A 16,234-nucleotide genomic window follows, 5' to 3' on the forward strand; every position below is an offset into this window, starting at 1 on the left:
ATTTAGTTATTGGCTACCTGCTTTCTTTTGCGTAAAATATCCACAAAGAAAATCACCGTTAACATAAGAAAGCCAGCACCGGCAATTCCTAAAGCAAAACTTGCTGTGGTGTTTCCAAAAATACGAGCGAAAAAAGAGCTAATGTAAGGGGAAGAAAAAGACCCTAGATTCGAGCCGACCATTCCCACCGAAACGGCTAATGTTTCTGATCCTTTTGGTGCAGCGCCCAGCAAAGCACCAAAGATGTAAGGAATGAACAAAGATAAACAAAATCCAATCAATACAAGATAACTAGTCACTGCATAGATGTTAGTAGCCATCGAAAGCAAAAAGAAACTGATCGTTGCCACTACCCCACCAACCACAGGGGTAAATTGGCGAAAAATCTGAAAGAACTTTCCGTACACTAAGCCACTAATAAACCCTGCTAACGTCATTAAGGAGAGTGCTGTCCCTAGAAAATTAGCATGCGCCATCTGCTGTTCGCTGACCAAAGAGCCTACTTTTGTAAAGACGACCATTACCATTGCCAAGAGCGCAAAGAGGCCAGCTGCATAAAAAAACGTTGGCAGATTGATCTGTTGTTTTGCCTTTTCCGTCTGTTGAGAAGCTCCTTGAGTCTCTGGTACAACAAACTGAAATAAGATCAAGAGAGGCAATGCCAATAAGTAGACGGCAAAAGCATAATGCCAATTGACAGTTGCAAGGATCCCTGCTAAAAACGTTGCAAAACTTGATCCTAAACTTTGGGCAGCGCTTTGAAACCCGATCAGCGCTTGCTTTTCATCACCTTCATAAAAATCGTTGATCAAACTTACAGCCAAAGAGTTGTAACAGCCTAGACCTGCCCCAAAAATAAAGCGAGACAGATAAATCAACGTAAAATTCTGGGTAAATAGGGGAAACACACCACCAACCAACGAGAGCAACAAGCCTAGCATAACAGTTTTCTTGCTTCCAATTTTTGATGAAATAAAACCGCTTAACAAGACAAAAATCATCATGGTAAAAGAGGGAACTGTCACTAAAGATTCAATTGTCGTTTGGCTGATATCAGGAAAATTAGCTTGAATCATAGGGATCGTCATGGAAATAGCATTCGCCGATGTTAGTAATAAAGAGATTGACAAAAGCGTTAACTTAAATAGGAAACCTCGTTTTTTCGTCATTTATTTTCTTTCCTTTCTAATTCATAGCGTATATGATAGGTGCCTGATCCCACGAAGACTGTGAGATCATTTGGTCCTTCTTGTACCGTTGGATACTCTGCTTCATGCTCCACATATTTCGCAATGCCGATATCAACGACTGTGCGCCCTGATCTGTGACCAAATCGTTTTGGCTGCCAGGTTTCACTGATTTCTCTTCGCACGTTCTCTTGATCAGCTACTGATGGTAAAACGATCTCTGCTTCTGTATTAGCAGGTACTACAACCGTTAGTTCATAAGTCTCTTCGTTTCGTTTCCAACTACTGCACAAGGAACCAAACATCGTTTCTAATGAAGCATTGCAATGTGTTAAGTGCTGAGATAATTTAGGAGCAATAATTGATTGCTGATAACCTGGAGCTTTTACCTTAATGCCGGCGATTGTTTCATACATCCAATTACCAATCGATCCATATGCATAATGGTTAAACGAATTCATCCCATCATCCCAAAACGTTCCGTCATTTTTGATCCCATCCCAATGCTCCCAAACCGTTGTCGCTCCTTTTTCTACTTGGTACAACCATGAGGGAAGATCTTTGTTAAAAAGTAACTGGTAGGCTAAATCTAAATGACCATTTTCCGAAAGAACGTGGCAGATATAGGGACTCCCAATAAAGCCTGTATCGAGGTGCCGATCTTTTTGTTCAATCAATTCTACTAGTCTATTGACTATAGAACGCTTTTGCCCTTCTGGATAAAGTTCGAACATCAGGATAAGAATATGGGCTGTTTGAGTATCGCTAGTTAGCCCATCATCTGTAACATAGGTTTCTCCTATTTTCGTTTTGACTGTGAGGTACAACTCATCATAAATCTTGTATTCTTGATACTTCCCTAATATGCGGGCAGTATTTGCAACAATTCTAGTAGAATAAGCAAAATAGCAAGTAGCAACGAGTGTTTCATCCGTTGCGCCAAAAAAACTGCCTTCTTCTGCATCCAGCGCTAACCAGTCCCCAAGCTGCAATCCCGTATTCCACAGCGCTTCTTCGGGCCCTTGTCCTCGGATGTAATCCACCCAAGCTTTCATACTGTCAAAGCTTTCTTCTAAGATTTGGCGATCCCCGTATCGTTGGTACATTTCCCATGGTACGATCGTTGCAGCATCCCCCCAAGCTGCGGTTGTTCTTGCCGCATTATCTGCAAAGACCCCTTTTAAGACATCCGGAACAACAAAGGGAACTGAGCCATCTTTCATTTGAGAAAAGCGTAAATCTTTCAACCACTTATAAAAGAATTGATACGTATCCATATTAAAGCTAGCCGTAGGAAAGAAAATTTGTGCATCAGCAGTCCAGCCTAGCCGTTCATCTCTTTGCGGGCAATCGGTAGGGACATCTAAAAAATTTCCTTTTTGTCCCCAAAGAATATTGTGCTGTAGTTGGTTAATTGCTGCATCAGATGTCTCAAAAAGACCAGTCTTTGGCATGTCAGAATGTAAAACCACACCTGAAAAATCTTCTTTTTTGATGCCTTCAGGAAAGTTTTCTAAATGAACATAACGGAAGCCGTGAAAGGTGAACATCGGCTCGATCGTTTGAACAGAACCGTCTAACGTATACGTATCTGTTTGTTGAGCATCCCGAATATTGCCACGATAAAAATTGCCGTCTCGATCTAACACCTCTCCGTGTATCAAACGAACAACTTGGTTCTTTTCTCCTTTAATCGTAAAACGCACCCATCCCACCATATTTTGTCCCATGTCTAAAACCAGACGCCCTGAAGGATCACGAAACAAATCAATCGGGGTCAATTTCTCTTGCTTACGTACTGGCTCATTTTCTTGATTGGTTAATTGTTTTTTCGAATAAGATATCGCTTTCAAATGACCGTTATACTTTCTTTCTAAAAGAAGATTTTGCTCCTCGCCATTGTATAAATCAGCACAAAGCCATTGATTGCTATACTCCTGCCACGTTTCATCACTACCGATTATTTCGGTGGATCCATCTGCATAAGTCAGTTCGATCTGAGCAATAAATGCATTAAAGTTTCCATAAGTATCTTTCTTTTTCTCCCAACCAAGATAGCCGCTATACCATCCTTCCGCAACGGTTATTTGCACTTCGTTTTGGCGCTGCAACTGCGAAGTGATGTCATAAACTTGATATTGAATGCGATCGTTATAGTCTGTCCAGCCTGGAGTAAAATAATCATTCCCAATTTTCATTTGATTTAATTCTGCAAAATAGATACCCAGTGCACTGAGATAAATTCTGGCTTTCACAACTTCTTGTTGAATCGTAAACTTGTAAGTACCTGTAAACGGTTTTATTTTCCCATGCTCAATAATGGGACATTTTGTTGTCACCCAATCGGCTTGCCAATCGCCTACTTCAAGCAAGCCTGTCTCAAAATGAGTTACTCCCCAATCACTTTCTTGTCCAGTGCTCGCCAAACTTTTTACCCGTACATGATAGGTTTGTCGAGAAGCCAACTTGGGACCTTTATATGGGATATTCGTTGATTGCTCGCTCCACTCATTGTGATGCCAGATAACCGTTTTAAACTCATTGTCTAATGATAGCTGCAAATCATACCGTTTTTGCTTAATATTCCTATCTTCCGAATCGATTTGCCACGAAAAACTTACTTGTTCTCCGCCAACACCAATTGGTGCTTCTAAGTGATTGATTATTATCTTCCTAATCTTCATGGAATTCCTCCTTTTTTTCTTATTTTAAGCAAGATAGAAAACGGATACAATTCACTTTTCACCGATATTAATTGAACTATCTACAGATAAGAAACATAGTTGCTTCACTATCGATCAATGCAAAAGCAAAAAAGCAGCCCCATTTTTCGAATAAAAGAAAAAGGTAACTGCTTTATTATGTTTACATTTATTAATAATCACTCGTTCAGCAAACGATCATCTTACTTTCGATCTATTTCACTCGTCTTTCTTTGAGGAGCAACCTAAGTTATTCTGTCTTTCCCTCCGCAAACTCTGCCAGCAGTTGCCGAACTTCATCGGTTGATTTGGTATTCATCAACTTTGCTCGCAAATCACTGGCACCAGGGAAGCCTTTGACATAGATTTTAAAGAAACGATGCAATCCTGCGATCGAGCGTGGCACCATTTTGGCGTAATGATCCTGCAAGTCTAATTGCAGCTGTAGCAAGCCTAATAGCTCTTCTGAGGTATGCTCTTTCGGTTCTTTTTCAAAGGCATAGGGATTCTTGAAAATACCCCGACCGATCATGATTCCGTCTACGCCATATTTTTCTGCTAGCTCTAAACCTTTGGTACGATCAGGGATATCGCCGTTGATCGTCAGCTTCGTTTGTGGGGCGATTCGGTCCCGCAAGGCCACCACTTCAGGAATCAATTCCCAATGGGCATCGACCTTGCTCATTTCTTTGCGGGTTCGTAAATGGATCGAAAGGTTAGCGATATCTTGTTGCAGGACATGGGTCAACCAGGCTTCCATTTCCCCTAGTTCGGTATAGCCCAAACGCGTCTTGACGCTGACCGGCAAGCCGCCAGCTTTGGCTGCTTGGATCAGCTCAGCAGCAACTTCTGGTCGCAAGATTAAGCCACTGCCTTTGCCTCGTCCGGCAACGTTTGGCACTGGACAGCCCATATTTAAGTCAATCCCTTTAAAGCCCATCTCGGCTAATCCGATACTCATTTCACGGAAATACTCTGGCTTGTCTCCCCAAATGTGGGCTACCATCGGTTGCTCATCTTCGGTGAAGACTAAACGTCCCCGCACACTGTCGCGTCCTTCTGGATGACTGTAACTATCGGAGTTGGTAAATTCCGTAAAGAAAACATCTGGTGCGCCGGCAGCTTGAACGACATGCCGAAAAACGACATCGGTGACATCTTCCATTGGTGCTAGAATAAAAAAAGGCTTCGGCAATTCAGCCCAAAAATTTGTTGTCATGATTTACGCTCCATTTCTTTGTCCAAGGATCTTATTTTATGACCCCACTTGCAAAACAAACCCCATTATACTAAGAATGCGTCAAAGAAGCAAAAGAGCAAGACGACACCCGCCGGTGCTTCGCCTTGCTCTTTTGCAACAGACGCTTAATACTGCCGAATAACTGGCGGTTCGTAGGCTTGAATAAAGGCTTCAAGTTCATTCGTTGTTTGCGCAAAGCCGATTTTTTCGCGATCGGCCTGCGTCAAGAACTCATTTTCCACCATGTTGTCATATAAGGCTCTCGTTGCGTGGTAAAAGTTGTTCACATCATAAAAAGCACAAGGATTCGGGTTTTGACCGATTCTTGACCACGAGATCATCTCCGTGATTTCTTCCAGCGTCCCGTGACCACCTGGCAGTGCGACAAACGCCTGCGACAATTCGAACATTTTTCGTTTTCTTTCTGACATCGTCTCGACGACATGGAGTTCGGTCAATCCAGGATGTGCTAGTTCCCGATCTTTTAAAAAGGTTGGGATCACCCCGATCACCTGACCGCCATTTTCTAAGACAGCATCTGCCAGCACGCCCATCAAGCCCGCTTTTCCGCCGCCATAGACCAGCGTATTTTGCCGTGAAGCGATCCACTGCCCCAATTCTTGGGCGGCTGTTGCAAAACTAGGTTCATTACCGACACTGGCACCACAATAGACTGCAATTTTCATAAAACTCTCCATCATCCTTCTCAATCATTTTGAAATAGTATATCATGATTCTGATAAAGGTTCTGGGAAAGGATGGAAAAAAAATTATGAACATTGAGGAATATCAACGATTTATCAGTGACTTCTACAAAGCCCGCAACTGGTATCAATATGATCCGTTTATTCGGGCGAATTTTTTAGCAGAAGAAGTCGGGGAAGTGAGCCGTGCCATTCGGACATTGGAGATTGGCCGTGACCGTCCCGATGAACAAGAAGGCTTGCCGGAAGAAAAACTGGCAAATCTGACGGAAGAATTGGGCGATGTACTGGATAACTTATTTATTCTCGCCGATAAATACGATATTTCTCTGGAAACAATCATGCAAAAACACAAAGAAAAGCTTTTGTCTCGCTATCAAATGAACCAAGAGACAGAAAAAAACAGCTAACGGGCTACTTGTTGCGTAACGGGCAGCGGCAAAGGTTGCTTTTCCCAAATACAAAAAACCAACGTTTCTGTGGTCAATCGGCCAGTGAAACGTTGATTTTCTTCTATTATATAAAAAGTTGGTTCTCCTTTTTATGGGAATAGGAGGTGTTTATTGTGCCATTTGCTCTACCAGTTCTTCCAAACCAGTCAAGGCTTGGTAGCCGTAGCCAAAGAGATAATTGTAGTCCATGCTGTAGACTTGTTTGTTTTTGATGGCTTTCATGCTGGAGAGTTTGTCATTTTTGTACAAGCCTTCAATGATTTCTTGACCAGAAACACTGCCTTCGATCGTTGACCAGTCGCCGACGATCAAGACATCGGGATCCGTTTCGATCAAGGTTTCAACACTGACTTCTCCTGAATAGTCTTGAAACACATTCTTCAGTTTGATCATGTCAAAGTTGCTATTGAAAAAAGACTCGTCTTGAGCGGCATAGACACTGACCACACTTGGATCAGACATAAAGAGATGGGCAAAGGTTTGCTCTTCTTTGTCTGCTACTTTTTCTTCCAAGGCACTCTGACGATCCTTTAATTCTTTTTCAAAAGCAGCGGCTGCCTCAGGGACATTGAAGAGCTTACCAAGGTTTTCAATGTCTTGATAAACAGAATCAAACGTCGCCCCAGTGACAGAGGTTTCTTGGACATAAGTCGGAATGCCCATCTCGTTCAAGGAATCAACGGTGCCGACGCCCCAATCTTGGTTATCGAAAAGTCCCCCGCGGCCAAAAATCAAATCTGGATCCACACTTAAGGCTGTTTCTTTACTGATATAGTCGCTGCCCAGGTCGTTGAGTTCTGCGTAATCAGCAGCAACTTCCTCATCAGCGGCACCAAAGGTTGCACCGACACCCGCAATCTGATCCTTGAGGCCGAGATGCAGCAGCAATTCCGCTGCTGGTCGTGTGTTGGCAACGACTTTTTTTGGTGCCTCATTAAAGGTTTGATCCTTGGCGGTCCATTGCGTGCCGCCTTCTGCTTTGGTGTAGTTGCTGATGGTTAAGGGATACGTACTTTCTGCCTGTGAGGAAGAAGCCGAAGTTCCTTCATCCTTCGTATTGCCGCAAGCGCTTAATGTAAAGACTGCCAATCCTACCCCAATCATTTTTCCCCATTTATTCATCTGTTTGCTCCTTTTCAAAATAATAATGAAACCCTAATCCGCTTGTGATCGGATGATGGTAAATACTGCATTTCACGCCATAGATTTCTTCGATCAGTTCTTCTGTCAGCAGCGTTTCTGGTTCGCCATACCCTACGACCCGACCATCTTTTAAGGCATAGATAATGTCGCAATAGTTGGCTGCTTGTTCCAAATTATGCAGCGCCGCCAACAAGCCAATCTTCAGATGCTTGACGGTCTCTAAGATTTCCAGCTGGTAACGGATATCCAAATGATTGGTCGGCTCATCGAGAATCATAAATTTCGGTTCTTGGGTGATGGCACGAGCAAGGACGACCCGCTGTTTTTCGCCTCCTGATAATGAGAGGTAGCTGCGTTTTCTGTAGGCACTTAACCCTGTTTTGGCTAAGGCTTCGGTGACCAGCTCATGGTCGGCTTTGGTGTCTTGTTCCAACAACCCCTTGTGGGGCGTGCGGCCTAAAAGCACCATCTGTTCTACTGTTAAATCAAAGCTCAACTCATTGAATTGACTGACGACGCTGACTTGCTGGGCGACTTTTTTTTCGGAACTTTTCAAAATATTCATCTCACCCAGATAAATTTCGCCGCTGTCTGGTTTCAACGTTTTGTAGATGGCTTTTAACAACGTGGACTTACCACTGCCATTAGACCCAATCAAACCGACAAATTGCCCTTGTGCGGTTTGGACGGAGATGTCTTTTAGAATCTGCTGATCCCCGATCGTCAGATTGAGCTTTTCAACTGCCAATTTCATCTCGTCACCCCCCAAAGTTGTATTGTCGTTTGACAATGATATAGATAAAGATCGGTGCGCCAATCAGCGCTGTAATGATCCCGATCGGCAGTTCGACTCCTTGCAGGGTCGAGCGGGCGATCACATCCGCCCAAATCAAAAACAACGCGCCTGTCAAAGCGGTCAAAGGCATCAACAGGCGATGATCCGAGCCGCTGACTCCACGTACGATATGAGGAATGATCAAGCCGACAAAGCCGATCATCCCAGAATTCGCAACGATGATACTAGTTAATAGCGCTGCTAGCAGCATGTAAAAACGCCGATAGAAGGTCAGCTTGACCCCTAAGGTGGAAGCAACTTCATCCCCCAGCAAAAGCGTATTCAAAACACGGTATTGCGTCAGGAAGAACAGCGTGATCAAAGAAACCAGAACCACGATAAAGCCCAATTTATTCCAAGAAGCCGAGGCTAGGCTGCCCATCGACCAAAACGCTACGGTCTTCATCCCTTCTGCATTGCTAGCCAGATAGATGATCAAGTTTGAAACAGAGCTGCATAAGGCACTGACGATCGTCCCCGACAGCACAAGTTTTGTGGAAGTCATTTTCCCACCGATACTGGCAAGCAGCAGCACCAAAATAGTCGCAATCCCCGCTCCTGCAAAGGCGCCAAACGATAAGCCCAGCTGCAAGACTAGCGCCGAGCCGCCAAAACCGACTAAGATGGCAAAGGTCGCCCCTAAGGATGCGCCGGAAGAGATCCCTAGGATATATGGATCTGCCAGCGGATTTTGGACCACTGCCTGCATCACTGCCCCGCTGATCGCTAACCCCATCCCCACAAAAATAGAAAGCAAGACCCGCGGTGCCCGAACAAACCAGACGATATTGATGTTTGCGTCTGAAATGCCTGAAAGATCACCAACCAACCCGTGGCTGATTTTATAGAAGAGAATTTGGTAAACTTCGCCAAGGGTGATATTGGCTTGGCCGTTTGCCAAAGCAACTCCTGCAGATAAGAGAATGGCGACAACTAAAACACAGCAAATGATTGTCGACACCATCCAACGATTTGATTTAATCAACCCTACCGACATGTGATTCTCCTTTATTCAGCACGAACTCCTCTGATTTCACAGCAAAAACAACCTTGACCGTTGCCTCGCCGCCATCATAAAAGAAGCATCTGTGCGTTTTTTCGCTTATAAAAGTTCTTCTCATGAAAAGCGCCATAGCCAGGTTCTGCTTTGACATCTATTTGCAAATGAGAATCACTCTCAATGAATAGAGTCATTATAAGGAACCTTTTGTGAAATGTAAATAATTTTCTGAAAATTTCCTTAAATAAGAGTTATTCTAATGTTCGTGATTGATTGGGCATTTTCCTTTCCATTGACCTATCGAAAACACGGTACCCGTGAAGAAGCAAATTCTTCGGCAAAATAATCCAGTTTTTTTAATGATGAAAAAAGACAGACTTCATTTCGTACGAAGTCTGTCTCCAGTCTGAAGCCTATGCTTAGGCAGGCTTTTTCTTGCTAGCTTCCCTTTGTTAGCACGTGAAACCTATGCGTTGCCAAGGATTTGCTGATTCAACGAAATCATCTCCAAAAGACCTTGAGCGGCTTCACTGCCTTTGTTGCCGGCTTTGGTTCCCGCTCGTTCAACGGCTTGTTCAATCGTTTCAGTCGTCAATACACCAAACATGATCGGAATGTCGGCATTCAGACCAATTTGGGCTACGCCTTTCGCCACTTCATTTGAGATCAATTCATAGTGGGTCGTTGCTCCGCGAATCAAGGCACCTAATGTCACGATCCCATCGTATTGTTTGTGGTCAACGATTTTTTTGGTAATATACGGAATCTCATAAGCCCCTGGTACCCAATACACATCGATGTTTTCTGCTTTGACTCCATGACGCACCAAATTGTCTTTGGCGCCTTCCACTAACTTGGAAGTGATAAACTCGTTGAATCGTGAAACCACGATCCCTACTTTGACTGCCTCTCCCTGAAACGTTCCTTCAAATACTGTCATCGCTCATTCTCCTTTGGTTGATTAAATAGATAGGTAATGGTGAAACTTTTCTTTCTTCGTTTTCAAATAGCTACTGTTTTCTTTATGCACAGGCATCTCCAGCGGTACCCGTGCTACTACCTTGATCCCTAAGCTTTCTAATTCCTTCACCTTGTCAGGGTTGTTGGTCATCAGTTGAATCTCCTGCACTTCTAAGGAACGTAAAACATCGGCAGCAAACGTGTAATGACGGGCATCTGCTGCAAACCCCAATGCAATATTTGCTTCATAAGTATCCATTCCTTGTTCCTGCAGCTGGTAGGCACGGAGCTTGTTCCGCAAGCCAATACCGCGGCCTTCTTGGCGTAGATACAAAATCGCACCACGGCCTTTTGCCTCGATCTGCCGCATCGCTTCTTGCAGCTGTTCGCCACAATCACAGCGATGAGAGCCGAAGACGTCGCCAGTTAAACACTCTGAATGGATCCGTAGTAAAAGCGGCTCAGTAGTATGTTGAATCTCGCCTTTGGCTAGTAAAAGGTGTTCATTGCCGAATTCATCTTCAAATAAGGTCAATTGGAACGCCCCATAAGCCGTTGGCAAATCCACCGTGATAGGCGCAGTTCCTCGTAGATATTCCGCCAACTCGTCAATGGTCAAAAACGGCAGCTGCCATTTTTCTGCTAATTTTTTCAATTCTGGGACCCGAGCCATCGTGCCATCTTCATTTAAAATCTCACAAATGTAGGCTGCTTCCACGCTGCCAGCAAGCTTCGCTAAATCCACAGCCGCTTCTGTATGTCCTCTGCGTTCCAACACGCCGCCAGGTTGAGCGGTCAATGGGAAGATATGTCCAGGGCGATAAAAATCCGCAGCCTGTGACGCAGGATCAGCCAACTTTTCAATCGTCACTGCCCGGTCTTTCGCAGAAATTCCTGTACTCGTCATCACGTGATCGACACTGATGGTAAACGCGGTACCAAAGGCATCCGTATTATTGGCGGTCATCTCAGGCAATGCCAGCTTTTTAGCGATCGCTTGTGAGATGGGTGCACAGATCAAGCCACGGCCATAAGTCGCCATAAAGTTGACGGCTTCTGGCGTTGCGTATTCAGCGATCCCAATCAAATCTCCTTCTGATTCCCGATTTTCATCATCGGCGACAATCACTAAGCCGCCTTTTTTTAACCATTCCACTGCTTGTTCTACTTTATGCATCGTCTGCCTTCTTTCATTTTCGTTGGTATTTGACATATTTCCCAATCATATCCGTCTCGATATTGACCCACTCCCCTTGTTTCAACTGCCCCAGCGTCGTCTGGTCTTTGGAATGGGGAATCAAGCTAACGGAAAAGGCCTGTGCCGTCGTCTGGGTGACCGTCAAACTGACGCCATTGATCGCAATCGACCCTTGCGGAATGATTTCCCCTTGCACACTGACAGGGTAAGCAAACGTCAAGATCAAGGCATTTTCCAACTGCTTTTTCTGGATCAAACGGGTCGTTACATCAATGTGGCCTGCGACAAAGTGGCCTTCAAAACGCTGCGTCGCTGCCATCGCTCGCTCCAAATTGACTTCGGCACCCACCGAGAGTTGTTTAAAGGTCGTTCGTTGAAAGGTTTCTGGCATGATATCCACCGTAAACGTCGTCGCTTGTTTGGCGATCGCCGTCAAACACGTCCCGTTGATCGCCATACTGTCTCCGATCTGGTAATCCGCCAGTAATCCTTCGGACGCACTGCAGGTTAGCTGGATCGTGCGGCTTTGCTTGCGGATCTCTTTGATGCGGCCTTTTTCCTGAATCAATCCTGTGAACATTCCTCTGGTCTCCTTCCTCGGATGCAAACATCTTCCCCAACTGCCGTCACCGTCACCTCTGTTAGCCGTTGCAGCTGATTCGGGGTACGCTCACTGGCAAAACTAGCGAGACTATTGCCCCCAAGAAACTTTGGCGCCACATAGGTAATGCTTTCTTGCCACAGTCCGCTGGCTAAAAAGGCATCATGGATCGCAGCGCCTCCCTCCACGTAAAGCGATTGGACCTGTCGTGCGGCAAGCTCCTTCAACAATGCAGCGATCGTCAATTCTTCCAGTTGGATCACTGAGACATGCGCTGGCAAATCACTGACAGCTGCCTGCTGCGTAAAAATCCACACGGGTGCTGAATCATCGGCAAACAGTGCCAAATCGGGTTGCGACAGCGTTCGCCCCCGACGGTCTACCACGATGCGAATCGGCGGAAAGCTGGTTTCAACCGTGGTCAATAAGGTGGGATCATCCGTCAACACCGTCTGACTGCCCACTAAGATTCCTTGATAGTCCCCACGTTCTTGATGGACCTTTTGCCAAACCGCTGAACCAGTGATGGCACTGCGGGTCTGCGCATCATGAGCGATCCGACCATCTAAAGTGATCGCTTGCTTCAATGCCACGTAAGGTAGCTGATGCTGATGGTAAAAATTATAGTGTGGATTCAAACGGCGCACTTCTGTTTCTTCGATGCCCACCAACACTTCGATGCCCTGTTCTTCTAAAAAGCGCTTGCCTTGTCCAGCCACGATCGGGTTAGGGTCTAACTGGCCGACGACTACTTTTTTGATGCCGCTGTCGATGATCAGCTGAGTGCAAGGCGGCTGTTTTCCTTGATGGTTGCAAGGTTCTAACGTCACGTATAAAGTCGAATTGATTAGGTCTTCGGAGGAATCGCATTGTTCGATGGCGTTTCGTTCCGCATGGGGCTGCCCATAGACTAAGTGAGCCCCTTTGGCAATGACCCGTTGCTCTTTGACGATCACAGCGCCCACTAGCGGATTGGTAATGGTTTGGTAACGCCCTTTTTTGGCTTCTGCGATCGCCAAACGCATGTATTCGTTATGCATCTTCCTTCCTCCTTTCAATAAAAAAATGCCTCGTGAGAATCTCACGAGGCATAGACAAACAAGACCGGCAAAAAATCAATTTTAGACGCACTGCGCCCCTTGAAATTTTGTGGTTTTTCTTCTCCCATCCAGACTTTCACTGTCGGTGCCAGATTCACACTGGCTCCACCGCATAGCTATGCGGGTCACGGACTTCAAGCATTGCGCTTGTCACCGTCGGTCGGGAATTACACCCTGCCCCGAAGAATACTATTCAATTCATGTGCATTTTAGCCCGACCATTTTTGTTTGTCAATAGGCCTGATTACAAGCCAATAGGAATTCCTCTTGGCTTTTTCTTTTGGCAACCCCAAAGCAGCGACAGCAGAAATCCCTTGTCGTTCCGCCATTTTCCTAAGCTGCAGCAAGGCGGTTTTGCCTGTAAAAAACACGAGAAAACCTAGGTTAAATATTTTTTCTCGAACGAAGCCATTTATCGAACTCCGTCACGAGTAAGACGACCATCCCAGAAGCTGCTGAGATGACCCAGCCAATCAAGGACATGTCCTCAGTATGAAAGGCGCTTTGCATAAATGGAACATAGGTCAATAACAGTTGCAGAACCAGCATCACCCCAATGATCACGAACGCTTTTGGATTGGTGAAGGAAGCTTTAGAAAACGCTGGTGCACTGGTACGGATGTTGAACAAATAAAAAATCTTACTCAAGACCACGATATTGACCATCATGGTACTAGCAACGGCTTCGCTGACGCCTTGCAGCAAGAGCCAGTCATGGGCGATCAAACTGATGACTGCCATCAAGATCGATACATACGCCATCTGCCAAATATCGTGGCGATTCAACAATTTATTGCCTGTCTTTCGCGGTTTGCGGTTCATGATCCCAGACTCTGCTGGTTCAAAGATAAACGCAAACTGGATCGTAATAGCAGAAACCATGTTGATCCACAGCAGTTGTGTCGCCTGCAGCGGCAATTCTTTTTGCATCATGATCGTAAAGGCAATGATCAGCCCTTCGGCAAAAGATGTCGGCAACAGAAACAGAATACTCTTTTTGATGTTGTCATAGATCCTGCGTCCTTCGCGAATCGCTAAGGACATGGTACCGAAATTGTCATCGGTCAAGATCATATCAGCAGAGTCTTTGGCTACATCCGTGCCGCTGATCCCCATCGCTACACCGATATCCGCCCGCTTCAACGCAGGGGCATCGTTGACCCCGTCCCCTGTCATCGCCGTGACTTTACCTTTGGCTTGTAGCGCTCTGATAATGTCCAATTTATTTTTCGGCGTGGTTCGTGCAAAGACTTGATTCGTCAAGGCAGCATCCTGAAATTCGGCTTCACTCATCTGATCCAACTCGGCACCAGTCACGACGTGAATCTCATCCGCTAAACCAAGCTTTTCCCCAATCGCTTTGGCAGTCAGAGGGTGATCCCCCGTGATCATTTTTACTTGAACACCGGCTTGGTTCATTTCCTTCAGGGAAGCGATCACTTCTTCTCGCGGCGGATCGATGATCCCGGCGATCCCTAGTAATTGCAGCCCTTGCTCAAAAATCGTTTCATCAATGTGATCAATCGAGACTTTCTGATAGCCCACCGCTACCACCCGTTTGCCTTCTGCCGACAAGCGGCGGACATGGCCTATCCAATAGGCTTCATCAAAAGGCGCCGCTTGTTTTTGCACCATTTCAAACAATTTATCTGGGGAGCCTTTAACAAATAACAAGCGTTCCCCCGCAGGGTTTGCCACTAGTTTCGCCATGTAGCGGTTGTCCGAATCAAAGGGCAGCATATCCAGTTCTTGGTAAGCGGGTGCTTGCGGATAGGTAAATTGCTTATGATACAGCGTCAAAAAGGAGCCGTCTGTTGGTTCCCCATTGATCGTCCAGTGATTTCCTTCTGGGACCAGTACCGTATCGTTGGCTTCGTAGCCAGCTTCCAAAAACAACTGCAAGATGTCTTGCGTGCGAACGTCCTCCTGCTTTGGACGAATCACGCCCACCGGCGCATAGCCGTCACCCGTCACTTCATATTCCTGCTCAGCCAATACGATGTCTTTGACCGTCATTTCATTTTTGGTCAGGGTACCGGTCTTATCCGTCGCGATCACATCCACTGAGCCTAGCGTTTCAACCGCCGGCAGTGTTTTGATGATGGTGTGCTTGTTTTTTGCCATGTCGCTGACACCCATCGCCAAAACCACCGATGTCGTTGCTGGCAATCCTTCTGGGATCGAGCCGACGATCATGGTGACGACGGCTAAGGACAAGACAGAGATCGCGTAGGTTTGCTGGAACAAACTGACGATAAACAGCAAGACCGCCACGCCCATGATCACATAGGTGATGCCTTTCCCCAGCCCATCGATTTCTTTCATCAACGGCGTTTTTCGTTCTTCCGTTTGATTGACTTCTGTGGAGATTTTCCCGATCTCAGTCGTGGCGCCGGTAGCGATCACGATCCCTTTCCCGCTTCCTGACGTCACGGAAGTCGAAGCAAACGCCAAATTCCGTTGTTCCGCTAATGGAGTTGCTTCATCCATTAAGGCATCTGTTATTTTTTCCACCGAATCGGCTTCACCAGTCAAGGCGGATTCTTGGATACGCAAGTTGTCGGCTTCGATGATCCGCAGATCTGCGGGCACATTGTCACCAGCTTCTAGGAATACGACATCCCCTGGAACGACTTCGGCAGCTGGAATATCTTGCCGAATCCCATTCCGATAGACCGTGGCTTCTGCTGATAGCATCTCTTTGATTCGTTCTAACGCATCGGAAGCATTGGCTTCTTGGTAATAACCGATCAACGCATTGACCAGTACGACGATGCCAATGATCACGGCATCAGAGAAATGCCCCATCAGCAGCGTTAAGATGGCGGAGAAAATCAAAATGTAGATGATCGTGTTATGGAATTGCCGCAGCAGCAACCGCCACTTGGCGGTTTTTTTGACCGCTAATTGATTCAATCCGTAGGTTTCTAACCGCTCGGTTACTTGTGCCTCAGTCAATCCTTGATCGATAGAGGGCACCTGATACTGTTCGATTGTTTCTGACACTGATAATTGAAACTCTTTTTTATTCATTTATTCTTCTTCCTTTTCTTTTTCATTGATGGATAACACAAATAAGCCCCTTATTTAGAAACTGCTCCTAAATAACGCG

13 protein-coding genes and 1 riboswitch are annotated in these 16,234 nt (G+C 45.7%); of the genes, 1 reads left to right on the forward strand and 12 read right to left on the reverse strand.

Features of this window, described 5'->3' with window-relative positions; translation table 11 throughout:
* Window positions 1–2: 2 nt before the first annotated feature.
* From IGI86_RS16075 to IGI86_RS16090, 4 genes are all read right to left on the reverse strand, one after another.
* Window positions 3–1,169, reverse strand: a complete 1,167-nt coding sequence (locus IGI86_RS16075; RefSeq protein WP_016620305.1) for an MFS transporter — start codon at window positions 1,167–1,169, stop codon at window positions 3–5.
* A complete protein-coding gene (locus tag IGI86_RS16080; protein WP_016620304.1) occupies window positions 1,166–3,871 on the reverse strand; it encodes an alpha-L-rhamnosidase in 2,706 nt (901 codons plus the stop codon). Before IGI86_RS16080 ends, IGI86_RS16075 begins: the two co-directional genes overlap by 4 nt.
* A gap of 268 nt (window positions 3,872–4,139) precedes the next feature.
* The gene (locus IGI86_RS16085) at window positions 4,140–5,108 is read right to left on the reverse strand and encodes a tRNA dihydrouridine synthase (protein ID WP_430617536.1); all 969 of its coding nucleotides are present in this window, start codon (window positions 5,106–5,108) and stop codon (window positions 4,140–4,142) included.
* A gap of 146 nt (window positions 5,109–5,254) precedes the next feature.
* On the reverse strand, window positions 5,255–5,815 hold the full coding sequence (locus IGI86_RS16090; protein ID WP_430617537.1) for a TIGR00730 family Rossman fold protein: 561 nt from the start codon (window positions 5,813–5,815) through the stop codon (window positions 5,255–5,257).
* Between the two features lie 86 nt (window positions 5,816–5,901).
* On the opposite strand from IGI86_RS16090, the gene IGI86_RS16095 reads away from it, so the two are divergent.
* Window positions 5,902–6,243 (forward strand): MazG nucleotide pyrophosphohydrolase domain-containing protein, encoded by a 342-nt coding sequence (locus IGI86_RS16095; protein WP_034872892.1) that lies wholly within the window; start codon window positions 5,902–5,904, stop codon window positions 6,241–6,243.
* Window positions 6,244–6,393: 150 nt separating this feature from the next.
* On the opposite strand, the gene IGI86_RS16100 is transcribed toward IGI86_RS16095, so the two are convergent.
* The 8 genes from IGI86_RS16100 to IGI86_RS16135 all read right to left on the reverse strand — a co-directional run bounded on the left by IGI86_RS16100 (window position 6,394) and on the right by IGI86_RS16135 (window position 16,155).
* Window positions 6,394–7,407, reverse strand: coding sequence for an ABC transporter substrate-binding protein (locus IGI86_RS16100; RefSeq protein ID WP_430617538.1), 1,014 nt, complete (start codon window positions 7,405–7,407; stop codon window positions 6,394–6,396).
* Window positions 7,400–8,182 (reverse strand): ABC transporter ATP-binding protein, encoded by a 783-nt coding sequence (locus IGI86_RS16105; RefSeq protein WP_008380226.1) that lies wholly within the window; start codon window positions 8,180–8,182, stop codon window positions 7,400–7,402. Before IGI86_RS16105 ends, IGI86_RS16100 begins: the two co-directional genes overlap by 8 nt.
* 4 nt (window positions 8,183–8,186) lie before the next feature.
* Window positions 8,187–9,260, reverse strand: coding sequence for a FecCD family ABC transporter permease (locus tag IGI86_RS16110; RefSeq protein WP_005233272.1), 1,074 nt, complete (start codon window positions 9,258–9,260; stop codon window positions 8,187–8,189).
* Between the two features lie 469 nt (window positions 9,261–9,729).
* On the reverse strand, window positions 9,730–10,203 hold the full coding sequence (gene ribH, locus IGI86_RS16115) for a 6,7-dimethyl-8-ribityllumazine synthase (protein WP_005233264.1): 474 nt from the start codon (window positions 10,201–10,203) through the stop codon (window positions 9,730–9,732).
* Between the two features lie 21 nt (window positions 10,204–10,224).
* Complete coding sequence (ribB, locus tag IGI86_RS16120) at window positions 10,225–11,436, reverse strand: 3,4-dihydroxy-2-butanone-4-phosphate synthase (protein WP_430617539.1); 1,212 nt, start codon at window positions 11,434–11,436, stop codon at window positions 10,225–10,227.
* Window positions 11,414–12,001 carry a riboflavin synthase gene (locus tag IGI86_RS16125; protein ID WP_005230617.1) on the reverse strand — a complete coding sequence of 196 codons (588 nt, stop codon included), beginning with the start codon at window positions 11,999–12,001 and terminating at the stop codon, window positions 11,414–11,416. Before IGI86_RS16125 ends, ribB begins: the two co-directional genes overlap by 23 nt.
* Window positions 11,986–13,062, reverse strand: coding sequence for a bifunctional diaminohydroxyphosphoribosylaminopyrimidine deaminase/5-amino-6-(5-phosphoribosylamino)uracil reductase RibD (ribD, locus tag IGI86_RS16130; protein ID WP_430617540.1), 1,077 nt, complete (start codon window positions 13,060–13,062; stop codon window positions 11,986–11,988). Before ribD ends, IGI86_RS16125 begins: the two co-directional genes overlap by 16 nt.
* A 112-nt stretch (window positions 13,063–13,174) precedes the next feature.
* Window positions 13,175–13,313: riboswitch (FMN riboswitch) on the reverse strand.
* Between the two features lie 193 nt (window positions 13,314–13,506).
* Window positions 13,507–16,155, reverse strand: coding sequence for an HAD-IC family P-type ATPase (locus tag IGI86_RS16135; protein WP_430617541.1), 2,649 nt, complete (start codon window positions 16,153–16,155; stop codon window positions 13,507–13,509).
* Window positions 16,156–16,234: the final 79 nt, after the last annotated feature.

This window comes from Enterococcus sp. AZ188 (assembly GCF_050544075.1).
GTDB lineage: Bacteria > Bacillota > Bacilli > Lactobacillales > Enterococcaceae > Enterococcus_D > Enterococcus_D entomosocium.